Source organism: Amycolatopsis panacis, assembly GCF_003600245.1.
GTDB classification, from domain to species: domain Bacteria; phylum Actinomycetota; class Actinomycetes; order Mycobacteriales; family Pseudonocardiaceae; genus Amycolatopsis; species Amycolatopsis sulphurea.
In genome coordinates this window covers 28833-51990 of the sequence record NZ_QZFV01000067.1, presented here as the reverse complement: position 1 = coordinate 51990, position 23158 = coordinate 28833, and the positions used below count along the sequence as shown (strand labels likewise).

At 70.6% G+C, this 23158-nt stretch carries 24 protein-coding genes; 7 read left to right on the top strand and 17 right to left on the bottom strand.

The window, feature by feature from the left end; translation table 11 throughout:
- Window positions 1–130 precede the first annotated feature (130 nt).
- Both D5S19_RS08975 and D5S19_RS08970 read right to left on the bottom strand, forming a co-directional pair.
- Complete coding sequence (locus D5S19_RS08975; protein WP_120022889.1) at window positions 131–469, bottom strand: DUF6247 family protein; 339 nt, start codon at window positions 467–469, stop codon at window positions 131–133.
- A gap of 183 nt (window positions 470–652) precedes the next feature.
- Entirely contained in the window at window positions 653–1243 is a 591-nt protein-coding gene (locus D5S19_RS08970) for a ClpP family protease (RefSeq protein WP_120022888.1), read from the bottom strand.
- A gap of 332 nt (window positions 1244–1575) precedes the next feature.
- Between D5S19_RS08970 and D5S19_RS08965 the strand changes: the two genes are divergently transcribed.
- Window positions 1576–2307 (top strand): hypothetical protein, encoded by a 732-nt coding sequence (locus tag D5S19_RS08965; protein WP_233573785.1) that lies wholly within the window; start codon window positions 1576–1578, stop codon window positions 2305–2307.
- A 30-nt stretch (window positions 2308–2337) separates the two neighbouring features.
- Here D5S19_RS08965 and D5S19_RS08960 read toward each other — a convergent pair whose 3' ends face one another.
- The 5 genes from D5S19_RS08960 to D5S19_RS08940 form a co-directional block, all read right to left on the bottom strand.
- Window positions 2338–3453, bottom strand: a complete 1116-nt coding sequence (locus D5S19_RS08960) for a response regulator receiver protein (RefSeq protein WP_120022887.1) — start codon at window positions 3451–3453, stop codon at window positions 2338–2340.
- Window positions 3454–4507: 1054 nt separating this feature from the next.
- Entirely contained in the window at window positions 4508–6823 is a 2316-nt protein-coding gene (locus D5S19_RS08955; protein WP_120022886.1) for an FtsX-like permease family protein, read from the bottom strand.
- A complete protein-coding gene (locus D5S19_RS08950) occupies window positions 6820–7500 on the bottom strand; it encodes an ABC transporter ATP-binding protein (RefSeq protein ID WP_120022885.1) in 681 nt (226 codons plus the stop codon). The genes D5S19_RS08955 and D5S19_RS08950 overlap by 4 nt, the downstream gene beginning before the upstream one ends.
- The gene (locus tag D5S19_RS08945; RefSeq protein WP_120022884.1) at window positions 7497–8021 is read right to left on the bottom strand and encodes a PadR family transcriptional regulator; all 525 of its coding nucleotides are present in this window, start codon (window positions 8019–8021) and stop codon (window positions 7497–7499) included. The genes D5S19_RS08950 and D5S19_RS08945 overlap by 4 nt, the downstream gene beginning before the upstream one ends.
- A gap of 440 nt (window positions 8022–8461) precedes the next feature.
- The gene (locus tag D5S19_RS08940) at window positions 8462–9688 is read right to left on the bottom strand and encodes a tyrosine-type recombinase/integrase (protein ID WP_120022927.1); all 1227 of its coding nucleotides are present in this window, start codon (window positions 9686–9688) and stop codon (window positions 8462–8464) included.
- Between the two features lie 175 nt (window positions 9689–9863).
- Here D5S19_RS08940 and D5S19_RS08935 point away from each other — a divergent pair, with 175 nt between their 5' ends.
- Window positions 9864–10667, top strand: a complete 804-nt coding sequence (locus D5S19_RS08935) for a pentapeptide repeat-containing protein (protein ID WP_120022883.1) — start codon at window positions 9864–9866, stop codon at window positions 10665–10667.
- 187 nt (window positions 10668–10854) lie between these two features.
- Here D5S19_RS08935 and D5S19_RS32395 read toward each other — a convergent pair whose 3' ends face one another.
- The gene (locus D5S19_RS32395; RefSeq protein ID WP_199730410.1) at window positions 10855–11022 is read right to left on the bottom strand and encodes a hypothetical protein; all 168 of its coding nucleotides are present in this window, start codon (window positions 11020–11022) and stop codon (window positions 10855–10857) included.
- Between the two features lie 25 nt (window positions 11023–11047).
- Between D5S19_RS32395 and D5S19_RS08925 the strand changes: the two genes are divergently transcribed.
- Window positions 11048–11572 (top strand): CGNR zinc finger domain-containing protein, encoded by a 525-nt coding sequence (locus tag D5S19_RS08925; protein WP_120022882.1) that lies wholly within the window; start codon window positions 11048–11050, stop codon window positions 11570–11572.
- On the opposite strand, the gene D5S19_RS08920 is transcribed toward D5S19_RS08925, so the two are convergent.
- Entirely contained in the window at window positions 11562–12338 is a 777-nt protein-coding gene (locus tag D5S19_RS08920; protein ID WP_120022881.1) for an SGNH/GDSL hydrolase family protein, read from the bottom strand. The two genes, D5S19_RS08925 and D5S19_RS08920, sit on opposite strands and share 11 nt — an antisense overlap.
- A gap of 279 nt (window positions 12339–12617) precedes the next feature.
- Here D5S19_RS08920 and D5S19_RS32940 point away from each other — a divergent pair, with 279 nt between their 5' ends.
- Entirely contained in the window at window positions 12618–12794 is a 177-nt protein-coding gene (locus D5S19_RS32940; protein WP_233573784.1) for an FAD-dependent oxidoreductase, read from the top strand.
- Window positions 12795–12869: 75 nt separating this feature from the next.
- Here the strand turns inward: D5S19_RS32940 and D5S19_RS08910 are convergent, their stop codons facing one another.
- The 6 genes from D5S19_RS08910 to D5S19_RS08885 form a co-directional block, all read right to left on the bottom strand.
- Window positions 12870–14234: an SPFH domain-containing protein gene (locus D5S19_RS08910; protein ID WP_407641736.1), complete on the bottom strand. Its 1365-nt coding sequence runs from the start codon at window positions 14232–14234 to the stop codon at window positions 12870–12872.
- Between the two features lie 111 nt (window positions 14235–14345).
- A complete protein-coding gene (locus D5S19_RS08905; protein ID WP_120022880.1) occupies window positions 14346–14780 on the bottom strand; it encodes an NfeD family protein in 435 nt (144 codons plus the stop codon).
- Window positions 14781–14871: 91 nt separating this feature from the next.
- Window positions 14872–15675 (bottom strand): DUF3097 domain-containing protein, encoded by an 804-nt coding sequence (locus tag D5S19_RS08900; RefSeq protein ID WP_120022879.1) that lies wholly within the window; start codon window positions 15673–15675, stop codon window positions 14872–14874.
- A 71-nt stretch (window positions 15676–15746) separates the two neighbouring features.
- Window positions 15747–16622 (bottom strand): aminoglycoside phosphotransferase family protein, encoded by an 876-nt coding sequence (locus tag D5S19_RS08895; RefSeq protein ID WP_120022878.1) that lies wholly within the window; start codon window positions 16620–16622, stop codon window positions 15747–15749.
- Window positions 16622–17428, bottom strand: coding sequence for an SCO1664 family protein (locus D5S19_RS08890; RefSeq protein WP_120022877.1), 807 nt, complete (start codon window positions 17426–17428; stop codon window positions 16622–16624). Before D5S19_RS08890 ends, D5S19_RS08895 begins: the two co-directional genes overlap by 1 nt.
- Before the next feature lie 11 nt (window positions 17429–17439).
- Window positions 17440–18015 (bottom strand): DUF3090 domain-containing protein, encoded by a 576-nt coding sequence (locus tag D5S19_RS08885; protein ID WP_098510069.1) that lies wholly within the window; start codon window positions 18013–18015, stop codon window positions 17440–17442.
- Window positions 18016–18145: 130 nt separating this feature from the next.
- On the opposite strand from D5S19_RS08885, the gene D5S19_RS08880 reads away from it, so the two are divergent.
- From D5S19_RS08880 to D5S19_RS08870, 3 genes are read left to right on the top strand one after another with little or no spacing between them, the layout of a single operon-like run.
- Complete coding sequence (locus D5S19_RS08880) at window positions 18146–20080, top strand: S9 family peptidase (protein ID WP_120022876.1); 1935 nt, start codon at window positions 18146–18148, stop codon at window positions 20078–20080.
- Window positions 20077–20982 carry a S66 peptidase family protein gene (locus tag D5S19_RS08875; protein ID WP_120022875.1) on the top strand — a complete coding sequence of 302 codons (906 nt, stop codon included), beginning with the start codon at window positions 20077–20079 and terminating at the stop codon, window positions 20980–20982. The genes D5S19_RS08880 and D5S19_RS08875 overlap by 4 nt, the downstream gene beginning before the upstream one ends.
- Window positions 20983–20986: 4 nt before the next feature.
- Window positions 20987–21400, top strand: coding sequence for a TIGR03668 family PPOX class F420-dependent oxidoreductase (locus D5S19_RS08870; protein ID WP_199730408.1), 414 nt, complete (start codon window positions 20987–20989; stop codon window positions 21398–21400).
- A gap of 61 nt (window positions 21401–21461) precedes the next feature.
- Here D5S19_RS08870 and dhaL read toward each other — a convergent pair whose 3' ends face one another.
- The gene (dhaL, locus tag D5S19_RS08865; RefSeq protein WP_120022874.1) at window positions 21462–22061 is read right to left on the bottom strand and encodes a dihydroxyacetone kinase subunit DhaL; all 600 of its coding nucleotides are present in this window, start codon (window positions 22059–22061) and stop codon (window positions 21462–21464) included.
- Complete coding sequence (locus D5S19_RS08860; RefSeq protein WP_120022873.1) at window positions 22058–23065, bottom strand: dihydroxyacetone kinase subunit DhaK; 1008 nt, start codon at window positions 23063–23065, stop codon at window positions 22058–22060. The genes dhaL and D5S19_RS08860 overlap by 4 nt, the downstream gene beginning before the upstream one ends.
- Window positions 23066–23158: the final 93 nt, after the last annotated feature.

Sequence of the window (23158 nt, the reverse complement as noted above, 5' to 3'; positions counted from 1 at the left end):
CCCTTGTCCGCGCGGCCCGCGCTCCACGGGTCACTGCTTCTTTCCAGCCCGGCCTGCGCCTGCTGTCCTTCCGGGGCAGGGGTTTCCTACTGCTCGGCGGCGCGGGTCGTGTAGCGGACCTCGTAGCTCATCAGCGTTCCCCCGCGAGATCGGACTCGTCGCCGGCGCCCAGGCGCTCGATGACGCCGGCGGTGTACTCGCCGATCTCCGGGTTGAGGTGCCGCAGCGCCCGGCCGTGCCAGAATCCGACGACCTCGTGCACGGGCGTCAGGTCGAAGCTGTCCTCTGCCTCCGCCATTGTACGGTGGAAGTCGCGCTCGAATTCCGCGAGATCGTCCGCGTTGAGGGCCCTCAGCGCCTCGCGGACCGCCGCGGCGGAACGCTCGAACGTGACCCGGGGCTGGTAAGGAGGCCGGTTCGCCGAATCGTCGACGACCAGACCGGGGATGTCACGGGCAGTGGCGGTCATGGTTCCTGATTGTGCCGCACCCGCCGTCGCGGAGTAAAAACCTCTCAGCGTGATCGTTGCGTCGGGCTGGGCAGGAGAGTGCCGAGCGAACCGCGGGCCGGCCCCGACCGGTGCCGCAGGGTGCCGGGTGACCGCTCGGCACCGGATTCCCCGGCGTGCCAAGGACTTCCGACGGACCCGGGCTCAGCGAGCCAGGTCCGGCGACACCACATGGTCCACGAACCCGTAGGCCAGGGCCTCCTCGGCGTCGAACCAGCGGTCACGGTCCGCGTCCGCGATGATCCGCTCCACCGGCTGCCCGGTCTGCCGCGCCGTAAGCTCCGCGATCCGCTGCTTCATCCGCCCGAACACCTCGGCCTGGATCTTGATGTCGGTCGCCACGCCGCCGATGCCCGCCGAGGGCTGGTGCATCACCACCCGAGTACTCGGCAGCAGGTACCGCTTCCCCGGCGTGCCGGACGACAGCAGCACCTGCCCCATCGACGCGACGAACCCCAGCCCCCAGGTCGCCACGTCCGGCCGCACCAGCTGCATCGTGTCGTGGATGGCCATCCCCGCCGTGACCGAGCCACCCGGCGAGTTCACATAGAAGGTGATGTCACGATCCGGATCGTCCGCGGCGAGCAACAGCAGCTGGGCGATGATCCGGTTCGCGACCTCCTCGGTCACCTCGGTACCCAGGAACACAATCCGGTCCCGTAGCAGCCGGTCGTACACCGAGTCGTCGCCGTTCTGCCCCGTGCTCTGCATCCGGGATGCCGTGGTGCCCGTCATGACCGCCTCCTGCTCGTCGCCTGTCGTTGCCGACGGTAGAACCGGTCAGCGCGGCACGGAGCCCGCGTTCGCTCACGGCGTGCGGCGTTCGCTTCCGGCGATCACGCCGCCGCCCCGGCTGCGTGCTGTGCGCGCCATCGACCAGCAGGTCACGGTCGAGTGGGTCGTCCGTCTCCTGGGGACGGCAACCCGGTCGATCCGTTTTGGTACAGCCAGTCCTCGTTCGCTGAGCCGGTCGTGTCTGTTGCGACGGCCCGAGCGGCGGATACTGAACCCTGATGTTCGCCCGGCCCCGGTAGCTGATCTTCCCGCTTAAGCGGGAAGATCAGCGCATGCAGAACCCCCGGCTCGGCCCGACGACCCGCGTGATGCACGCGATGGAACAGCTCTGGACAGCGATTCGCCACCGGTACGCGGACGTGCCGGACGCCATCCTCGTCCTGGCCTCCGGCACCATGGGAACCACCGCCGAGATCCACGGACACTTCGCCCGCGCACGCTGGCACGTCGGCGACGGTGTCGACCCGCGCGCCGAGTTCTTTCTCGGTGCGGAAGGCCTGCGCCGTAGTCCCGCCGAAATCCTCTCCACCACGCTGCACGAAGCCGCGCACGGCATCGCGGCCACCCGCGACATCGTCGACGTCAGCGACGGCCGCTACCACAACAAGCGTTTCGCCGCCCTCGCCGCGGAAGTCGGTCTCCGTGCCGAGCAAGCCGACCGAATCGGCTGGTCCGCGACGACCGCTTTACCGGAAACCGTAGCCACCTACCGTGCGGAACTCTCCACCCTCGAAGCCGCCCTGACCGTCTGGCGGCACACCGAACAGGAAGTCGCCGGCCGCGCCACCGCTCCACCACCGGACATCGAGGACCCCGACGCACCCGCCTTGCCTCCCGTGGTCGTCGCCCCCGTTGACGGCCGGGGCGCACACCGGGGTGGCCCGAACTACGTCGCCGCGATCTGCCGGTGCGAACCCCCGCGTCGCATCCGAGCAGCCCGCTCAAGCCTCGAGCTCGGCCCGATCACCTGCACGCTCTGCGGAGACCCGTTCATCGAAGCCTGACCGCGTACGTGCCACAGTCGGCTGCTCCATCTATGCGGGTACGTCGCCATCGTCGAGGAGGATCGCCAACAAGTCGTCGCGCAGCGGGGTGGAAGGCTCCGCCGCGGCAGCGAGCGCGCGCCGGCGTACGCGGGACAGCAGGCCTGTGACGTGGTCACGGTCCGCCGTCGACTGGGCGAGCTGCGCGCTCACCGTGTCCACCTGACCCCGCGCACTGACCAACTCGGTCCGGACTTCGCCGATCCGGGACCGGAGTTCGGCATCGCGCACGTGGTGTTCGGCGAGCAGGTGCTGATTGCGGGCGTCACTCTCGCGCAGCCGGGTGCCGACCGCCTCCAGCTCCGTAGTGAGCTCCACATTCTGGGCGGTCAGCAGCCGTTCCACGGACTTGCTCTGTTCCTGAACCTCCTGCAGCGCGGTCCGTGCTGCGTCGCGCTCCGCCGTGCGCCCGGAAAGCTCCTCCGCGCGCGCCGCCACGTCCGCCGTCAACTCTGCGACACGTTCGCGCAGCTCATCCACGCGTTCGCGGTACGCCCCCGCTTCCTCAGCCGCCTTCGCCGCCCGCTCGGCGACCGCCTGCGCAGTCGCCTCCGCGCGCGCCTGCTCCAGCTGCGCCTCCGCCCGCGCCGCAACCGCTCCCTCCGCTGTCGCTTCGGCAGCTTCGCGAGCCTCCTCCGCTGCGCGCGCCTCCGCTACCGCGTCACGCGCTGCCGCTTCCGCTGTCTCGGCCTTCGCTGACGCTTCGTCGCGCTGCCGGTCGGCTTCGCGCGCCGCCTGCTCCGCAGCCTCCGCTCGCGCTACCGCCGTCGTGACCTCCTCTCGCAGCCGCGCCGTGATCGTGTCGAGGGCGTTGCTGAGCGTTCGCAGCGGCTCCGCCGCCGCTGCCGCCGCGTTGCCGAACGCCTCGCCGGCGTCTCTCAGCGCCGCCGTCGGAACCCCGTCCTCGCCCAGTGCCTCGCGCAGCGCCGACTCCGCGCCCGCGAGCTGCTTGCAGCTCTTCCCACCCGGCCACGTCCGCTCCGGACAGAACTCGTACGGACGCCCTCCCCGCGGCCCCGGCGGCGGCAACGCCTGCCGGCATCGCCGAAACCCACACCGAGCCACGCCCGCCTGCTCGACGCCGGGACGAATCTCCTGGTCAACCATACGATCTAGGGTACCTTGTCAGTTATGTATCCAGTAACCGTGGTTGTAGTTAATTTAACTTTAGATCACCTGTGCTACAGAACAGAGATTCTGTAGCGCAGTTAAATCAAGGTCCGAATGATTACGTAACGTGATATTGATTGTCATCTAGAGTGACGATGGTGGGGTGCGGAAACCCGGCCGCTGAAGATCCGGACATGCAGCCGGCCCGGGTTCGAGGGCAGCCGAGGCAGAGAGGAGGGGACGGCAAGGGACGAACAGACCCCTCGATCGCCGGGCAGCCGCCAGGCTTTCGGGCCTTCGGTTGCCCGGCGCGACCGAAAGGCGCTGCGGGCCAGTCCGTTGCCGCCGAGGGGCTCCACCAACGGCGGGCCACAAAAGTTGTTGCCTCTCCGCCGAGCGCTCGGCGGAGGGCCATGTCACTCCCCCGTCGTACCTCCCGGCGGACGGATCAGCAGGACGGTACGGATCGGTGCCGAGCACGGTCGGGAGGTGCCTAAGGTGGCAATCGCCGCATTCTCGGCGTGCATGACCAGGAGGCCACCGTGGCCGTCGATCGTCGCAGTGCCACCGCACGAATCACGAGCCGCAGCCATCGTCACTCGCTGCAGCTGAGGGTGGCTCACTCCAGTGATGCAGCAGTCGTAGCCGCTGGGACAGGTGTCATTTCGGGTGAGGTCGGCGACCTGTGCCAGCCGGCCTGTTGGACACGGGGGAACGAAAAGTGGCGCTGAGCCCTGAATCCCCAGGTCATAAGCTGGAACTGGCGGTCTTGCCCCTGTGCCAGTGTGCTCGGCGGCCACGGCCACGGCCTGCGGGTACAGGCGCGCCAGAGTGGTGTCGATGTGCCCGCAGGGTAGGGGGGCCGGTTCGGCCGAACCGGTTGACGTGGCTCTTGTTCGGGTCCTAGCCGTGTCGTGGTTGTGCTTCGAGCAGGCCCGGCAGGATATGGGATAGCGACATCCAGCCCGCTTTCGGTGGCGGGCTGGATGCTGGTCGGCCGTATCCGTCTCGGTACCCCACGCCACGCTGCGCGGGGTACCGAGACGGGTGGCTATTCCGCGCGGAGGCCGTCGAGGCGGGTGACCGACCGCAGCAGTGGCAAGGTCGCCGCGGTTACCGCCACTACCGCCAGCACGGCCGCCCCGATGAGGATGGCGATGGCACCCACATCGAAGGTGTAGGGCAGGCCGGCGAGCCGCAGGATCGGGGTGGTCACGCCGATCCCGGTGGCCACCGCCAGTACCACCCCGACCCCGACCGGGATCGCGGTCTGCCATAGCGATCCCTTTGCCAGCACCGAGACCGGCACTCCGGATGCGGACAGTGCGGCCAGCGGACGGCGCCGTTCGGTGATCTGCTCCACCGACAGCAGCAGCAGACTGAGCGCGGCGATGGACAACACGAACACCGATACGAACAGCAGGGCGCTGCGGATCTGGCTAGCGGTACGATCAGTGTCGGCCTGGAAGGCCTGCATGCCGATAGTAATGACACTGGTCTGCCATCCCAACGGGCGCACTGCCGCCCCGGCCCGATCGGACACCTCGTCCGGAGTGCCCTGTCCGGAGACGTAGAACGTGGGCGAGGCAGCCGAGAGCTGGATACCGGCCAAAGCCCCCGGGGTCAGCAGCAGAAGACCGCTCGTGTACTGCACAGCGTTCGCCGCGGGGATGTGCTGCAGCGAATCCGGTACTGTCCACTGTGTACCCTCGGCGGATTTGCCGTCCTGGTGGGAGTCGGACAACCGCAGCACACCGGTCGGTGCCGTCAGCTCCGCCCCGTAGCCGTCCTGCGGGTCGGGGTCCACATAGAACGCGGCTCCGTCGGCGCAGGAGGGCAGTTTCGCGCGCAGCGCCAGCGCCGCACAGTCGCCGATCTGCACGGGTGTGCCAGCCGATCCGGTCGCCGTCCTGGCATACGCGCTGTTGAGGGTCTGCACCGCGGTGATACCCGGCGCGGCCTTGATCCGTTGTACCGCGTCCTCGGCCATGCCCTGTCCGGTCGATACCTGCACCGACGCGGTACCGAGTGTGGACAGGCCGGTTTTGCTGGAGTCACTGGCGCCGAGGGAAGCCACCAAGGCTTGGATCAGGACTGCGCCGGCCAGGACGACCACCAGACCGGATACCACGCGGCTGGCGGTGCCGCTGTCCAGCTGCAGGCGTCGGATCGCCAACTGCCACGACGGTGACCCTCCGCGGATGCCACGGACCAGCCGTTCGACCGCCCAGGGCAAGAGGGTGGCCACCCCGATCAGCGACAGCGCGCTACCCGCGGTGACCGCGACCAAGGTCAGGGTGCTTGCCGATCGCTTCTCCGCGAACATAATGGTGATCATCAGGAGCCCGCCGAGGGCGAGGATCGTCCAGCGCCACCACATCCGTCGCCGTGGGGCTTTGCCGATGCGCACCACGCCAAGGGGGTCGACGACCGTACGGCGCAACCCGAACAGGGCCGCTCCGATCGCCAGCGTGGGTATCAGCACCACGATCAGTGCGACCCACGGCCACGCGGGCACAAAATCCTCGCCGTAGACCCGTAGGCCGAACAGGTCCAGTTTGCCGATCTGGCTGCGCAGCACCAGGAACAAGCCGACACCGACCAGCAGGCCCGCGACCGCGCCGACCAGGGACTCGCCCGCCGCGACCCGGCGAACCTGCCGCCCGTCCAGGCCGATCAGCCGCAACGCGGCCAGTCGCCGGTCCCGCTGCGCCGCACCCATCCGTGACGCCGTGGTCACGAACACCAGCAGGGGCAACAGCAACATCACCGAAGCCGGTGCGAGGAACAACAGCTTGGTGGCTCCTGCCTCGAATTCGCGGCTCGGCTCACCGAAGCTGTAGACCTTGCTGACCCGCTTGTCGGTGGGGAGTTCATCGGGGCGTGCCCCGGCGAACAACGTCAGGTCACCGGGGTCTTTCACCCCGGCCTTGCTGATCGTGCCGACGACCGTGCCCGGAAACCGGGCCCGCAACGCCGCACCCACTGGCGAATCCAGGATCTCCTGCACCGCTGGGGACACCACCAGTTCGCCGGCAGCAGGTATTCGGGAGAGCCCTGGTGGAACGGGTGCCGTGCTGCCGGTGGGGGCGAGAACCCGTGTATTGATGTACTGGCCGTGGAACTCCATCCCGGAGTGCATGACCAGCAATGGCGTGATTCCCGGCAGCGCGCTCTCGACCTCGTGGCTCGCGGCCTTGCGATCCTCTCGCTGGCCCATCAGGTTGCCGAACGACGCGGCGGGCAGCAGCACCGCGACGGCCAACGCGATGCCGAACGTGGTCATCGCCAGGCGCAGCAGCGCCTGCCCGGAGATCCGGCCGCCCCCGATAGCCAGCCGGAGCCCCAACGCGAAATCCCGGATCATGCCGCCAGGCCCCGCACGGTCGCGACGCCATCGCGGACTACGACCTCGCGATCGGAATACGCCGCCACCCGTGGCTCATGGGTCACCAGCACCACCGCCGCATTGGTCTCCCGGGCAGCCTCGGTGAGCATCCGCATCACCTTTTCCCCATTCAGCGAATCCAGTGCTCCGGTTGGTTCATCGGCGAACACCACCTTCGGCCCGGTTACCAAGGCTCGTGCGACCGCGACCCGCTGCCCCTGTCCGCCCGAGGCATCCCCCGGGCGCTTGGCCGCCACACCCTCGACCTCCAGCCGCTCCAGCCACTCCATCGCCTTGGCCTCGGCGGTCTTGCGGGCGGTTCCGGCCAAACGGAGCGGCAACGCCACGTTCTCCAGACAGGTCAACTCCGGTACCAACTGCCCGAACTGGAACACGAACCCGAACTCGGTACGCCGCAACGCACTGCGCTGCTTGTCGCTCATCGCGACCAGGTCGAGCCCGCCGTACTGGATGCTCCCCGAATCCGGGGCGATGATCCCGGCCAGACAGTGCAGCAGGGTGGACTTGCCCGATCCGGACGGCCCCATGACGGCCAGTACCTCACCGGCGGTGACCTCGACACTCGCTCCGCGCAGCGCGGTAGTGCTCCCGAACGACTTGTGCACATCGCTCGCCACGATCAACGGTTGGTTCACGACCGCACCGCCGTCGCGAGCTCGTCGAGCCTGGCCGCGGTGAGTTCCAGCCACCGCAGGTCAGCCTCCAGATGAAACAGTGCGTGATCGCAGATCAGGTGATCGGCCAGATTGCCGTGGATCTTGCGTTGGGTGAACGTGCGCATGGCGGCCACATGCTCGCCCCGCTGGATGTCGAGCACCTCGACGGCGCTACGTCCGGACAGCAGCGCCAGCACCACCTTGGTGTACAGCGTGTTCTGCAGATACGGCTGCGGACTTTCCGGGGTGGACAACCACTGCGCCACATCGGTCACCCCGGCATCGGTGATCGTGTACCGCTTGCGGTCCGGCCCTTCCCCCTGCTCGACACCGGAGACCTCGACCAGGCCGTTGCGCAACAATCGCGCCAGGGTCGAATACACCTGGCCATAAGCCAACGGCCGATCGTGCCCGAACTGCTCGTCGTAAACCTTCTTCAGGTCATAACCATGCCGCGGCGCCGCTTCGAGCAGCCCCAACAAGGTATGGGTAACCGACATACACCCTCTCTTCAGCACAACAGCCCCCTGGGTCCGGCCGCTCCCCACAGCCGACCGGGCCGCACCCATCCCTGGGCGAGGGATCCACTCGTACAGCGGACGAGGCAACTATACCTACGAGGTATACACGCCGTATCTAACCCCAAGGTATAATCGTTTCCGCAGCTCACACACGCGCGGCAGCCTGATCACCACCAGGGAACTCGACTGTTGTGACGCGGCACTTCGGCCGCAGAACAGACCGGACGTCCCCACGTCACATCTTGATGTGTCGTCTGACGCGCTCGGCGCGCTACCGACGCGCGTCACTGCGGGCCACCACATCGCCCCGGCCACCCGCGATCGGGATGCCGCATCACCCAGGTGCCACCCCACCTCGGGTACCAGATCACTCCAACGCGCCGAGCCACCCAAGCGCCCGGCCGCCCCGAAGCATCCGATCATTCCGGGTGCCACGTCTCCGCGACGAGGTCGACGGCACTGCGGGCCGGGTCCCGGGCGGCGTGGTCGTAGACGCCGCGGGTGGTGTCGATGCTGCTGTGGCCGACGTCGGCTTGGACGTGGTCGAGGTTGGCGCCGGCTTCCACGGCTGTGGTGACGTAGAAGTGGCGCAGGGCGTGCGGGTGCAGCGAGTCGGCGACGGTGGCGAGGTCGGCACCGCTGCCGGCGGCGACGCGGCGGAGCAGCTGCCAGATCGCCTGGCGTTGGAAGCGGCGGCCGGTGCGGGTACGCAGGAGTGGGCGGTCCTCGCCGCTCGCGGTGGTACCGCGGCGGGCGACGGTGGCCGATGGGGTGCCGGCGCGTGTCTGGTAGGTGGCGAGGGCGTCTTCGGCGGGGCGGCTGAGGTAGACGACGCGGGACTTGCCGCCTTTGCCGTGGACTCGCAGTGCACGGCGGCCCCGGGTTACGTGGAGGTCGCGTTCGTCGAGGGCGCACAGTTCGCTCACACGCAGCCCCAGCGTGAACAGCGTGACGACGGCGGCAGCCCGGGCTGTGTCGACGGGGCTCGCGCCGCGGCGGGGGGCGGCAGCAGCGGCGTGCAGGGCGGCGACCTGGCGCGCGGTGAGCGTGACGGTGGCCGACGTGCTTTGCGTCGCGGCGGTGAGGCCCAGCCGTCGCCGGCTGAGTGCGGCGGGGTTGGCAGCGGCCAGGCCGCAGTCGGCGAGGTGGCTGTAGAGAGTCTTCACCGTGGCGAGCATGCGGTCCCGGGTCGCGGGTGCGGCGCCTGCGTCGGTGAGGGCGTCGAGCCAGTTCTTGACGTCGCCGGTGGTGGCGTGGCCGGGGTCGAGCAGGCGGGCAGCGCACCAGCGGAACCAGTGCAGGTGCCGCAGCCTGCCCGGCGCGGCGGGTGGCGGTCCGGCGCGCCGCGCAGGCTGCGGTGCGGGGGTGAGTGAAACGCGTAGCGCGGCGGCGTAGGCCGCGAGTGCGTCGTTCCACGCTGCGGTGGTGTCGCCGGGGCGTTGCCAGGCGCGGATTGTGTCGGCGGTGACCGGCAGGCCGAGGCCTTCGCCGTACGTCCGGCGGGTCAGCGGGTTGCCGTATCCGCTGAGCCAGTCCGCGATCCCGGCGAGCAAAGCGGCCGGATCCCCGGCGCCGGGCCACTGGTCGAGTTCGGCGGAAACGGCGCCGGGCTCCACCGTCGCGAGGGCTGAGCCGGGGCCGGACATGATCACCACCCGGCGAGGCTAGCAGCAGAACAGCCACGGCTACGCTGGAAAGATGCTCGACCCGCGAGTCGGCCCGAGCGGGAGAAACCTGGCGACGGAAAGGACCGGCACGCAAAGACACTGACGAAAAGACAGCAACCAAGAGACAGCGCCGAAAGACAGTGAAGGAGAAGCAGTGCCCGACGACCCCGCGCTCACCGCCGACTGCGCGAGCTGTTTCGGGCTGTGCTGCGTGGCGCTGACGTTCACCCGCTCCGCCGACTTCGCCATCGACAAGGCCGCGGGCGATCCGTGCCCCAATCTGCAGGCCGACTTCCGCTGCGGCATCCACGACCGGTTACGCACCAAGGGTTTCGCGGGCTGCACAGGCTACGATTGCTTTGGCGCCGGACAGCAGGTCTCCCAGGTGACGTTCGCGGGGCGGGACTGGCGCACCGCACCGGAGGTCCGGGCCGCGATGTTCGCCGCGTTGCCGATGATGCGGCAGCTGCACGAACTCCTGTGGTACCTGACCGAAGCCCGCGCCCTGCCGGCAAGCCGGGAAATCCACGCCGAACTCGACGCGGCGATCGCTGGGGTTACAGTGCGCACCGAAGCCGGGCCTGACGAGTTGCTTGCGACCGACGTGGCCGGGGAACGGGCGAGGACCGGGGCGTTGCTCACCCGGACCAGTGAACTCGTCCGCGCGCAAGTCCGGGGCAGGAAGAAGGACCGGCGTGGCGCCGACCTGATGGGCGCACGGCTGGCCGGCGCCGACCTGCGTGGAACGAACCTGCGAGGCGCCTACCTGATCGCGGCCGATTTCCAGGGCGCGGATCTGCGGCAGGCCGATCTGCTCGGCGCCGACCTGCGGGACGCCGACGTCCGTGGTGCCGATTTCACCGGCGGTCTCTTCCTCACCCAGGCCCAGATCAACACCGCCCGTGGCGACGATCGCACCCGTCTGCCCGCGCGGCTGGCCCGGCCCGCGCACTGGTGATCAGAGTCCGAATGGCGTGACCCCGGTGAGTTCGGCGCTGGCCGCCAACGCCGTGTCCGCCAGGATCCCCCGCACGGGTTCGATGCGCGGTGCGCCGCGCAGGCCGAACAGTCGAGCCGGACCCGGTTGCCGCGCTCGACGCGGCTTTCGCCCACCTCCGCCGTGGCCGGCCGTAGTTGGCCTGACCTCAGCCGGACCGGGTGGCGCCGACGACCACGCCGGCGAGGCGGGTGAGCCAGCTGCCGCACAGGCAGCGCACGTAATCGGCGCGGCTGCCCGGCGAGGCCGGGAAGACCGCGGAGGCGGGCAGTTCGGCGAGTGGCCAGCCGCAGCGAGGGCAGCGGTTTTCGTTCATGCCCCGATAGTGCTGTAATGGTTCAGTGCATTTCAACCCTTACGGCGGCTCGGGCGCGCAGGTGGCCGCGGCGGTGGCGACGCTCGCCGAACGCGGCGGCGCGGATGCCTCGGAAGTCCTCGCCACCGCGATCGCGCACGGTATGGCCTTGAGCCGGATCGAAGCTGGCGAAGCGGCCGAGATTCTCGCGTGGGGGCGCAGGTTGCACGCGATCTTCGCAGCGCCGGAGGGCGAGCGCGTCGACCTCGTGAACGATCTGCTCACCGTCGCCGCCTGCCGTCCCTACATCGCTCGTCATGACGGGAAAGCGCCGCATCTGCACTACGCGAGCGAAGACGCGGGGGTGGTCGAGCGCATGCACGCCTACACCGCCGGGGGCCTCGCGCACCTCGTGTGCGAGGAGCCGGGGCGTCTCGGTGTCTGCGCACGTGAGGAGTGCGGTGTCGCGTTCGTCGACACTTCGCGCAATGGCAGGCGCCGGTTCTGTTCCACTCGGTGCGGCACCCGTGTGAACGTCGCCGATCACCGCGCGCGGCAGCTCACGACCTGACCGCGGACTCCTCGAACGGCACCAGCGAAGGCCGCTTCGCGCTCAAGGTGTCGCCGGACGACTCGCCACGCAGCCGTCGTCCGATCCACGGCAACGCGTGTTCGCGGCTCCAGCGCAGATTCTCCGCACGCTGCTCCCGCGTGGACAGACGCGGACGCGGTCCCAGCACTGTCGGCGCCAGGTCGTGCGCGACGCCGAGCGTGTTCAGTGTCTCGATAGCGACCTCGTTGTGCCCCAAGGAGTTCAGGTGCAGGCGGTCGGGCGCCCACATCCGCCGGTCGCGCAGCTGCTTCATCGACCACAGGTCCACGAGCAGCGTTTCGTGCCGGGCCACGATCCCACGGACGTGCTCGTTGTAGATCGCGACGCGGCCGCGGATCTTGCGGAACAGGGCGTCCCCCACCCCGTCGACGCCGGTGAACAGCACCACCTGTGCGCCGGTGGCCCGCAGCCGCGACACCGCCCGCTCGTACGTGCCGGTGAGCGCGTCGATGTCGACCTTGGGCCGCATCAGGTCGTTGCCGCCTGCGTAGAGGGTGACCAGGTCCGGCTTCATCGCCAGCGCCGCTTCGAGCTGCTCGTCGAGCACCTGGGCGAGCAGCTTCCCTCGCACGGCGAGATTGGCGCAGCGGAACTCCGGCGTGCGCGCGGCCAGCACCGCTGCGACCCGGTCGGCCCAGCCGCGTACCTTGTTCGGCGCGGCCGGGTCGTCGTCGCCGACCCCTTCGGTGAAGGAATCGCCGAGACAGACTAAGCGGTTGGTCATGCCCGCAGTCTAGAACCGCACCGCCCCACCGTGATCAGCGGTGCACCGGCTCCGTTTCCTGGTGAGCGAGATCGTTCCGCGATCCGGTCCATCAGGTCCGCAGCCCGCCGACGTGACCGACCTGGACTTCTTCACCCGGCCGGCCGCGACGCTGCACGACGTCATGCGGCACGCGGTCCGGGACTGGCATCCGGGCCTGCGCCACCTGGTGGACCAGGTGGTCCCCGAGTCGATCATGCCGAAGACCGCGCGGACCCGTGGGAACCCGGCCTCGTCACCGTGCTCGGTGACGCGATCCACGCCATGCCACCGATGCTCGGCGACGGCGCGAACAGCGCGCTCTACGACGCGGCGACGCTGACCTCGGCCCTGGTGGAAGGGCCGGACATCGTCACCGCGGTCGCGCGATACGAGGAGACGATGCGGGCGCGGACGTACCCGCTGCTGGTCAGCTGAGCCCGTGGCAGGGGTGCGTGAACACGACGGTGGCCGCCCCGGGAATCCCGGGGCGGCCACCGTTTCGGGTGAAGATCAGTGCTGGGGCGGCGGGCCGCCCTGCGGGCCGCCGAACGGGCCCTGCTGCGGGAACGGACCGCTCCCCGGCGGCTGCTGCTGTTGCTGTTGCTGTTGTTGTTGCGGGCCACCGAACTGCTGCGGCGGACCCTGGTACGGGCCACCCGGCGGCGCGGCGGGCGGCTGTGGCTGCGGGAGCTGCGGCGGGGGCGCCTGCCGCTGTTCCACCGGCGGCGGCGCGACGGGCCGGGCCGGCGCGGGGGGCGGCGCGGGTGCGTCCTCCGGCTCGGCGGCCGGCTTGGCCGCGCCGCCGAGCGCGCGACGCGGGTGCTCCACGGCCGGTACGCCGAGCGGCCCTTCGACCTCCTTGCGGGCCACGGCTTCCGCGGCCGCGACCGCTTCGGCGACCTTGGGGTCGCTGGAGGTGTCGAACCAGGCGGCGACCTCGTCGTCCTCCAGGTCCGGCCGCTCCGGGGTGTCGTCCTTCGGCGGCTCGTAGCGGAACACGCCGTCGTCGCCGGGGGCGCCCAGTGCGCGGGCGAACCCTTCCAGCGCCTTGCCGTAGTCGCTGGGGATCATCCAGACCTTGTTCGCGTCGCCCTGCGCCATCTGCGGCAGGGTCTGCAGGTACTGATAGGCCAGCACCTCCGGGGTCGGCCGGCCGGCCTTGATCGCCGCGAACACCTTCTCGATGGCCTTCGCCTGGCCCTGGGCCTGCAGGTACCGGGCGGCCCGTTCACCCTGGGCGCGCAGGATCCGCGACTGCCGTTCCGCCTCGGCGGCGAGGATCGCGGCCTGCTTCTGACCTTCCGCGGCGAGAATCTGGCTCTGCTTCTGCCCTTCCGCGGTCTTGATGGAGGACTCCCGCTGGCCTTCCGCGGTGAGGATCATCGCGCGCTTCTCGCGGTCGGCGCGCATCTGCTTCTCCATCGAGTCCTGGATGGAGGGGGGCGGCTCGATCGCCTTCAGCTCGACCCGGGCGACCCGGATGCCCCAGCGGCCGGTGGCCTCGTCCAGCACCCCGCGCAGCTGGCTGTTGATCGCGTCGCGGGAGGTCAGGGTCTCTTCCAGGCTCATGCCGCCGACCACGTTGCGCAGGGTGGTGGTGGTGAGCTGCTCGACGCCGATGATGTAGTTGGAGATCTCGTACACTGCCGCGCGCGAGTCGGTGACCTGGAAGTACACGACGGTGTCGATGTTCACCGTCAGGTTGTCCTCGGTGATCACCGGCTGCGGCGGAAACGACACGACCTGCTCGCGCAGGTCGATCCGCGCGCGGACCTTGTCCAGGAACGGCACCAGGAACGTCAGCCCGGGCGAGGCGACCGTGCGGAACCGGCCGAGCCGCTCGATCACCGCCGACTGGGCCTGCGGCACCACCATGATCGCCTTGACCACCGTGATGATGACGAACAGGGCGAGTAGCGCGACCACGACGATCGCTATTGTCGACAAGAGCGTTTCCCCTTACCTAGTACCGTTTTCCCGGATCATTCAGGACATCACGTCCACCACGGCGGTGGCCCCGGCGATCTCCACCACGGTCACCTTGGTGCCGGGTGCCATCGGTGGCAGCTGTTCGTGCACCGCCCGCGCAGACCACACCTCGCCGCCGATCTTGACCTGCCCGGTCTCGTAGTCCACTGTGGACACCACGACGGCGTGCGCGCCGATCAGCGCGTCGGTGCCAGTGGGGACGCCCGACCCGGCCAGGAAGCGCCGCTTGAGCGCCGGGCGGGCCAGCGCGATCAGCCCGACCGAGCTGGCCGCGAACACCAGCACGTCGATGACCGGGTTGCCAGTGAGCGCGTCGACCCCGGCGGTGAGCAACGCGGCAGCCCCGAGCATGACCAGCACGAAATCGCCGGAAAGCACTTCGGCGATCATCAGCACGATGCCGACGATCAGCCAGATCAGAGCCGCTGCCATGGCCTCATATTTCCAGATCGGGCCGGTTCGCACCGGGCAAGTGACCCGCCGTGACCGACGCGTGACCTCACAAAAGCGGACAATCCCGGCACTATTCGGCCGGTTCGGTGACGAAGTCGATGAGCCGTTCCACCGCACCGATCAGCGGCGTCTCCAGATCGCGGAAACTGCGCACGCCGGCCAGCACCCGTTGCCAGCCCTCGTAGGTCTCGCCCCAGCCCAGCGCCTCGCAGATACCGGCCTTCCACTCGACCCCGTGCGGGATCTTCGGCCAGGCCCGGATCCCGACCGCAGCCGGTCTCACCGCCTCCCACACGTCCACGTACGGGTGGCCGGTGACCAGCACCTGCTCGTCACGGACTTGGGCGACCAGCCGGGACTCCTTGCTGCCCGGGACCAAGTGGTCGACCAGCACGCCGAGGCGACGGCCGGGGCCGGTGCCGAACTCGGCGATCCGCTCGGCGAGCACGTCCACCCCGTCCAGCGGTTCCACGACCACGCCTTCGACCCGCAGGTCGTGACCCCATACGCGTTCGACCAGCTCGGCGTCATGCTTGCCTTCGACCCAGATCCGCGAATCGCGCGCGACCCTGGCCTGCAGGCCCTGCACCCGGACCGACCCGGACGCGGACACCTGCCGGGCGCCGGGCTTCTTTTTCACGGGCACGAGCGTGACCGGCTTGCCCTCCAGCAGAAACGCGGCCGGGGCGAGCGGGAACACCCGGTGGCGTCCCTTCGCGTCTTCGAGCACGACGTTGCCGTATTCGATCTTGACCACCGCGCCGCAGTAGCCGCTGACCGGGTCCTCGACCACCAGGCCGGGGTCGGCGGGCACCTCGGGCACCTTCCGCTTGCGCGGGCGGGACAGCACGTCGTCGTACGAATGTGAGCGCACGGCCGACCACGCTAGTGCGGCGGGCGGGGCCGCGTCGCCGCGCCACGCCGGGCATGCGGGTGGTGGCCGGTTCAGCCCGCCATGGCGAGGACCGCCTCGGTGAACGGGGTCAGCCCGTCCCGGCGCAGCCGCCCCATCGCGAGCAGCGGGGCCAGCGCCATGCACCACGCGCGCACCCGGTCGCGGTCCTCGCCGGGCAGGCGGTCCAGTCCGTCGTCGAGGGTGCCGCCCGCGGCCAGTGGGAGCACTGCCCAGTCGACGGCGTCGAACGCCGGGTCGCCGGCGCACGGGCGCGGGTCGATCGCGACGATCCCGCGCGCCGGGCCGGCGTCGAGCACGTTGCCCGGGTGCAGGTCGCCATGGACCAATGCGATCGGGCCGCTGACGGCGAGTTCCCCGGCGCGGGCGAGGCCGGTGTGCAGGAGCCGGAGCGGTAGGTGCGGTTCGGCGGTGGAACCGCACAGGCGCCGTTCGGCGAGGGCGAACATCGCTCGCACGCGTTCGAGCTGGGTGGGGAACGGGCCGGTGGCGGGGACGCTGTGCAGTTGCGCGAGCAGGTCGGAGATCTCCGGCCAGGGCACGTCCGCGCAGCGGCTGGTAAGTGTGGTGCCCGGTGCCAGGCCTTCGAGCAGGACCGCGCCGTGGTCGAGATCGGTGTGCAGGACTTGCACGACGCGGGGCAGCCCGGCCCACACTCCCAGGGCGGCGGCTTCCGCTGTCGCCACCTCGTGGTCCGGGCAGAGTTTCAGCACCCGCACGGCGCCCGCGTCGTTGTGGCACAACAGGGTGCGGCCGCTGTTGCCGGGACGAGTGTCGTGCACGGTCAGTCCCCATTGGCGGCACAGCCGTGCGACCAGATCAGGGAGGGCGTCGCACCAGGCCTGCACGGCCGGGCCGAACCGGTCGACGAGTCGGGCACGGGCCGCGGCGTCGAGAAGGTCGGCCATCAGAACAGCGGCCAGGGGATCGCGCGCCAGTCGTCGCCGGGTTCGGGGTAGACGGCTTCGGCCAGCAGCAGGTCGGTGCGTTCGGTGAGGGCGCGGATCTCGAACGTGGTCAGGTGTTCGCCCAGGGCGGCGCCCAGCCGTCCCTCCAGTTCGGCCCGGAGCTTGCCCAGCTTCTCCACCACCTCGGCGGGCAGCGGTTCGCCGACCCAGCCCCACAGGACGGTGCGGAGTTTGGGGTCGGTGTGCAGGCAGATGCCGTGGTCCACGCCGTAGACCCGGCCGTCGGCGGCGGCCAGCAGGTGCCCGCCCTTGCGGTCGGTGTTGTTGACCACCACGTCCAGCGCGGCCAGTTCGCGCAGGCTCGGGTGGTCGGCGTGGGCGAGGACGGCGGGTTCGCCGAATCGGTCGTGTGCGTGCAGCACGGTGCGCCAGCCTTCGGGCACCTCGTCCGGGGCGCAGACGTCGACCACCTCCTGCTCGGTGGTTTCCACCCACAGCTGCACCATGCCGGGGCCGAACGGGCCGTCGCGCAGCACGGTGGGCGGGATCGAGCCGAGACCGCTGGCGCTGGAGATCATCGCGGTGGCCACCTCGCGACCGGCGAGGGTGCCGTCGGGGAAGTCCCACAGCGGCCGCTCCCCCGACACCGGTTTGTACACCACGCGGCCGGTCACGCCGTCGAGTTCGATGGCGCAGAACAGGGTCACGTTGGAGGCGTCGACCAGCCTGCCCTCGACGTCGATCCGGCCGTGGGTGACGAACTCGGCGGCGCCGGGCTCGCCGGGCCCGGGCGGGCTGCTCGCCACGGCCGCTCCCCTCAGTCCTCGGTGACGTCGACGTCGCGGCGGTACCCGTTCTGGCGCGGGCAGATGTGCCCGGCCGGGTCGAGCGGTTCCCCGCACAGCGGGCAGGGTTTGCGGCCGGCGTTGACCACCCGGTCGGCGCGTTCGGCGAAGGCGCGCGCGGCGACCGGGGTGAGGAACACGCGGACCGCGTCCGGGCCCTCCTCGGTGTCGTCGAGCACCACCGTCTCGTCGACCTCGCCCTCGGTGATGGCGAGCAGTTCCACGACCACCGCGCCGGAGTCGGCGTCCCAGCCCAGGCCCATGGTGCCCACGCGGAACTCCTCCTCGACCGGCACCCCCAGCGGCTCGGTGTCGACCAGGTCGTCGGGCACGTGCTCGGGCACGTCGGCGCCGAACCGGCTGGCGACCTCCTCCAGCAGCGCGCCGAGCCGCTCGGCGAGGACGACGACCTGCTGCTTCTCGATCGTGACGCTGATCGTCCGGACGTCCTCCGACGCCTGGAGGTAGAACGTGCGATCGCCGGGCTCGCCGACCGTGCCGGCCACGAACCGGTCGGGCTTGCGGAAGACGTGGATTACGCGTGACATAACGCCTTCGACCCTAGGCCACCGTGGCATGATCGGCATCCGCCGCCCCTGGTTGGCGCAGCGCAGGAGGTGCCTCCGCCGCGCACCGTGCGGATCCGGGCACGGAGCGGATCGCAGCTAGGCTCATCGGGTGCCTGTGATCTTGTCACCCGGAACCTGGACCTCGCCCGTTTCCGCTGCTGCCGCCGCTGCGGCCGGCCGTGGTGCCCAATGGCTCGCCGCGGTCGGCGACGCGCTCTGGTGGGCCGAGACGCGGCCTGCCGAGAGCGGCCGGGTGGCGCTCGTGCGGGCGTTGCCGGGTGGCGGCACCGAGGATGTGCTGCCCGCGCCGTGGAATGTGCGCAACCGGGTGCACGAGTACGGCGGGCGGCCGTGGCTGGCGGTGGGCTCGGTGGTCGTTTTCACGCACTGGGCCGACCAGCGGGTGTACGCGCTGGCCGAGGGCGAGGTGTCGCCGCTGACGCCGGAGCCCGCCACCCCGCAGGGTGTCCGTTACGGCGACCTCCGGCCCGGTCTCGACGGTGAGGCGTGGGCCGTGCGGGAACGCAGCACGGGGCCGCGTCGCACGGACATCGCGCGGGAACTCGTCGCGATCCGGCTCGACGGCAGTGGTGAGCGGGTGCTGGTCGAAGGGCACCGGTTCTTCACCGCGCCGCAGCTGTCCCCGGACGGGACGCACGCGGCGTGGCTGGCGTGGGATCACCCGGCGATGCCCTGGGACGGCACCGAGCTGTTCGTGGCCCCGGTCGCCGAGGACGGCACGTTCGGTGCGGCGCGGGTGCTGGCCGGCGGCCCGGAGATCGCGGTGTGCCAGCTGGAGTGGGAGTCGCCGGACCAGCTGCTGGTGCTGGCGGATCCGGACGGCTGGTGGAACCTGCACCGGGTCGGGCTCGACGGGACCACGACGCATCTGGCGCCGGTGCGGCAGGAGCTGGGCGGTCCGTTGTGGAAGCTCGGCATGAGCTGGTTCACGCCGCTGGGCGGCGGGCAGTTCGCAGTGCTCGCCGCGGGAGCGCTGGCGGTGCTGGACGAGCACGCCGGTTCGGTGACGCCGGTGGACACCGGCCTGACCGTGTGGTCGTCGTCCGGGCTGGTCGCGGTGCCGGGCGGAGTCGCCGGGATCGCTGCGGGTCCCCAGCGGGAAAGTGCCGTGGTGCAGGTGGATCCGGCCACCGGGAAGACGGTCGCGCTGACCCCGCAGCCTGACGAGCTGGCGGCAATGGCGGCGTACCTGCCCGAGGTGCGGGAGCGGGTGTTCACCGCGGCGGACGGGTCGGAGATACCGGCGTATCTGTTCCCGCCTTCCAACCCGGAGTTCGCCGCGCCCGAGGGTGAGCTGCCGCCGTGGCTGGTCCATGTGCACGGCGGGCCGACCGGTGCCTCGGCCGGCGCGCTGAGCCTGGACATCAGTTACTTCACCAGCCGCGGCATCGGTGTGGTGGCGGTGAACTACGGCGGGTCGACCGGATACGGGCGGGCGTTCCGGGAGCGGCTGCGGGAGCAGTGGGGCGTGGTGGACGTCCAGGACTGCGTCGCGGTCGCGGAGGCGCTGGTGGCCGAGGGGCTGGCCGATCCAGCACGGCTGGGGGTGCGTGGCGGCAGTGCGGGCGGGTTCACTTCGGCCGCGTCGATCACGACGACCCGCACCTACGCCGCGGCGACGGTGCAGTTCCCGATCCTGGACTTGACCGGGTGGACCGCCGAGGGCGGGGAAACCCACGATTTCGAGTCGCAGTACCTGGTGGGGCTGATCGGCCGGTATCCGGAGGCCGCGCAGCGGTACCGGGAGCGTTCGCCGATCACGAACGCCGGCGAGCTGGCCGGGCCGGTGCTGTTTCTGCAGGGCGCCGAGGACGAGATCTGCCCGCCGGAGCAGGCGGACCGGTTCGTGGCCGGGCTGGCCGGGCGCGGGATTCCGCACGCGTACCTGCGGTTCGAGGGTGAGCAGCACGGGTTCCGCAAGGAAGAGTCGATCATCGCCGCGCTGGAGGGCGAGTTGTCCTTCTACGGGCAGGTGTTCGGGTTCGTCCCGCCGGGAGTGCCGGTGCTGGAGCTGGCCCGATGAGATCTGCCCGGCTGCGTGCCGGGGGCACCGTGGCGCTCGTGGCGCCGTCAGGACCCGTACCGCAGGATCTGCTGGACGCCGCGGTGCCGGTGCTGCGGAGCTGGGGAGTGAAGCTGCGGGTCGGCGCCGGGGTGCGGACCGACGGCGGCGTCCCGGCGTATCTGGCCGCCCCGGACGAAGCGCGGGCGGCGGAATTCACTGCGGCGTGGCTGGATCCGGAGGTGCGCTGTGTGCTCGCCGCGCGCGGCGGTTACGGCGCGCAGCGGATGGTCGATCTCGTGGACTGGCCGGCGCTGGCGGCGGTGGAGCCGAAGATCCTGGCCGGTTCGAGCGACGTGACGGCGTTGCATCGCGCGGTGCACGCGCGGTGGGGGCTGGCCACGGTGCTCTCTCCGATGCCGGCGAGCGTGTTGTTCGACGAGGTCGCGTCGGAGCATCTGCGGCGGACGTTGTTCGAGCCGGAGCACACGCGGGTGCTGCGCGCTGCCGAGGCGGACGTGCTGGTGCCGGGGCGGGCGTCGGGGGTTCTGGTGGGTGGGAACCTGTCGCTGCTGGCCGCGGGGATCGGCACCGCCGAGCAGGGGTCGGCGCGGGAGGGGATCGTGTTGCTGGAGGACGTGACCGAGAGCGTGTACCGGATCGATCGGATGCTCACCCAGCTGCTGCGTTCGGGCTGGTTCGCCGGTGTACGCGGGATCGTGCTGGGTTCGTGGGCCGCGTGCGGGGATCCGGCGGAGATCCGGGCGCTGCTGGTTGAACGCCTGTCGCCGCTGGGGGTGCCGGTGCTGAGCGGCTTCGGGTTCGGGCACGTCGCGTCGTCGCCGACGATGCCGCTGGGCGTGCCCGCCTCGCTGGACACCGAGTTCGGCACGCTCACCCTCGACTCCCCCGCGCTGGCGTGATCGCATGCGCCTGTCCCCGGAGGAAGCCCGTACCCGCCTCGCCGCGGCCCGCGTGGCGAGGCTCGCCACCGCCGACGCCGGCGGGGTGCCGCATCTGGTTCCGGTGACCTTCGCGGTGCGGGAGGACACGATCGTCTTCGCCGTCGACCACAAACCCAAGAGCAGCACGGCATTGCGGCGGCTGGCGAACATCGCGGAGAACCCGGCGGTGTGCTTTCTGGCCGACGAGTACGACGAGGACTGGTCGCGGCTGTGGTGGGTCCGCGCGGACGGGGTGGCACACGTGGTCCCGGACGCGGAGCGGGAACCGTTCGTTGGCTGGCTGGTGGCGAAGTATCCGCAGTACGCGGAGCATCCGCCGGAACACGCGGTCGTCGCGACGGAGGTCCATACCTGGCGTGGCTGGGCTGGCTCCTGACGTGCGATTAGCTGCACAGGGCAGCAAGTTCACTGTGCAGCCACCCGGGTCGCGAAGCTGCTCAGCCCGCCGTGTCGAAGAGCAGCGCGATCGTCACGGCGCCGGGGTCGGGCACACCGACGGCGTGATCTCCGACGTAGCTCGCCCGGCCACGACGGGCGCGAATGCCTTCTGTGCTGCGCGCGCCCTTCTCCGCGGCGGCCGCGGCGGCCTTCAACGCCTCGGGCAGCGAAGCGCCCGGCCCCAGCGCGCGCACCGCGTCCGCGGCCGGGGACAACGCGTCGACCAGTGTCTTGTCGCCGACTTCGGCTTCTCCGACGCGCTGAATCGCCGCGAGACCCGCGGCGATGCCTTCCACGAGCGCGTCCGCGGTCAGCTCGGTGCCGGTGCTCTTGGCCAGCGCTTGGAACAGCAGCCCGAACAACGGGCCACTCGTGCCGCCGACCCGGTCGAGGAACACTGCGGCGGTGGCAGACAGGACGTCACCGGCCGATGCGGCCGTGGGCAGCCCGGCGAGTTCTGTCTGGACGAGTTTGACCGCACCGGCGATGTTGCCACCGAAGTCACCGTCACCGGCCGCCTGGTCGTAGGAGGTCAGGCGCGCTTCGGCGGCCAACGCCCGGTCGGCGAACCCGAGAATCCACTCGGACGTCGTGCTCATGCGCGCTCCTCGTTGATCCAGGCGGCGGTGTGGGCCGGGGCGTCCCACAGGGCGGTCAGTTCGTCGTCGGTGCGGGTGAGGGACAGGGAGAAGCCGCGCATGTCCAGCGCGGTCACCAGTGCACCGATCCGCTGCCGCTGCAGCACGATGCCGCGCGCGGACAGCGCCCGCGCGAAGCGGTCGTAGATGCCGTACAACTCCAGTGGCGTGACCGAGCCCAGGCCGTTGACCAGTGCGAGCACCCTCGCGCCGGATTCCAGCGACAGCGCGGAAACCAGCGTTTCGGCCAGGTCTGCGACCAACTCGTCGATCTTCACATTCTCCCGGATCCGGCCCGAGCGCTCGCCGTGGATGCCGACGCCGTACTCGACTGCACCAGCGGGCAACTCGAACGCCGGACTGCCGGTGCTCGGGGAGGTCTGCGCAGCGGCGGCGACCGCGATGCTGCGGCTCGCGTCGACGATCCGCTTCCCCAAGCCCTCCAGCTCGATCAGCGACCGGCCCTCGTCGGCCGCGGCACCGAGCAACTTCTCGACGATCACGGTGGCACCGGTGCCACGACGGCCAACGGCGATGTCCTCCGAGTCGGTGGCCACGTCGTCGTCCACAAGCACCCGCGCGCACGGGACGCCGTCGTGCTCCAGGCGTTCGGCGGCGATGCCGAAGTTGATCCGGTCGCCGGTGTAGTTCTTCACGATGTGCAGCACGCCACCGGGTTTCGCGACCGCGAGGGAGGCTTCGTAGACCTGCCGGTTGTGCGGGGACGCGAAGATCCGCCCCGGGCACGCGGCGTCGAGCATGCCCCGCCCGACGAACCCCCCGTGCATCGGCTCGTGCCCGGAACCACCGCCGGAAACGAGCGCGACCCTGCGGCCCGGCGCCGGGGCTGCCGCGGCGATGTAGCCGGGGTCGGCGGTGTGGGCGACGACCCCGGCGTGCGCACGGGCGAAACCGGCGAGCGCACCGTCGACGAGGTCGTCGGGCGAGTTCGCGAAGTAGCTCATCGAGCGGCTCCTAGCGGGTTGCTGCGCTATCGAAGGGGCGCTGCGACGCCTCGGGATGCGCGTCGGCGAAGTCGCCGCCGCGCATCCCGGGAC

Bases quoted from the DNA above. Each gene is read 5' to 3' on its own strand.
- D5S19_RS08975 (WP_120022889.1), bottom strand. From the start codon at position 469: ATGACCGCCACTGCCCGTGACATCCCCGGTCTGGTCGTCGACGATTCG.
- D5S19_RS08970 (WP_120022888.1), bottom strand. From the start codon at position 1,243: ATGACGGGCACCACGGCATCCCGGATGCAGAGCACGGGGCAGAACGGC.
- D5S19_RS08965 (WP_233573785.1), top strand. From the start codon at position 1,576: ATGCAGAACCCCCGGCTCGGCCCGACGACCCGCGTGATGCACGCGATG.
- D5S19_RS08960 (WP_120022887.1), bottom strand. From the start codon at position 3,453: ATGGTTGACCAGGAGATTCGTCCCGGCGTCGAGCAGGCGGGCGTGGCT.
- D5S19_RS08955 (WP_120022886.1), bottom strand. From the start codon at position 6,823: ATGATCCGGGATTTCGCGTTGGGGCTCCGGCTGGCTATCGGGGGCGGC.
- D5S19_RS08945 (WP_120022884.1), bottom strand. From the start codon at position 8,021: ATGTCGGTTACCCATACCTTGTTGGGGCTGCTCGAAGCGGCGCCGCGG.
- D5S19_RS08940 (WP_120022927.1), bottom strand. From the start codon at position 9,688: ATGTCCGGCCCCGGCTCAGCCCTCGCGACGGTGGAGCCCGGCGCCGTT.
- D5S19_RS32395 (WP_199730410.1), bottom strand. From the start codon at position 11,022: ATGAACGAAAACCGCTGCCCTCGCTGCGGCTGGCCACTCGCCGAACTG.
- D5S19_RS08920 (WP_120022881.1), bottom strand. From the start codon at position 12,338: ATGACCAACCGCTTAGTCTGTCTCGGCGATTCCTTCACCGAAGGGGTC.
- D5S19_RS08910 (WP_407641736.1), bottom strand. From the start codon at position 14,234: ATGGTGGTGCCGCAGGCCCAGTCGGCGGTGATCGAGCGGCTCGGCCGG.
- D5S19_RS08905 (WP_120022880.1), bottom strand. From the start codon at position 14,780: ATGGCAGCGGCTCTGATCTGGCTGATCGTCGGCATCGTGCTGATGATC.
- D5S19_RS08895 (WP_120022878.1), bottom strand. From the start codon at position 16,622: ATGGCCGACCTTCTCGACGCCGCGGCCCGTGCCCGACTCGTCGACCGG.
- D5S19_RS08885 (WP_098510069.1), bottom strand. From the start codon at position 18,015: ATGTCACGCGTAATCCACGTCTTCCGCAAGCCCGACCGGTTCGTGGCC.
- D5S19_RS08875 (WP_120022875.1), top strand. From the start codon at position 20,077: ATGAGATCTGCCCGGCTGCGTGCCGGGGGCACCGTGGCGCTCGTGGCG.
- D5S19_RS08870 (WP_199730408.1), top strand. From the start codon at position 20,987: ATGCGCCTGTCCCCGGAGGAAGCCCGTACCCGCCTCGCCGCGGCCCGC.
- dhaL (WP_120022874.1), bottom strand. From the start codon at position 22,061: ATGAGCACGACGTCCGAGTGGATTCTCGGGTTCGCCGACCGGGCGTTG.
- D5S19_RS08860 (WP_120022873.1), bottom strand. From the start codon at position 23,065: ATGAGCTACTTCGCGAACTCGCCCGACGACCTCGTCGACGGTGCGCTC.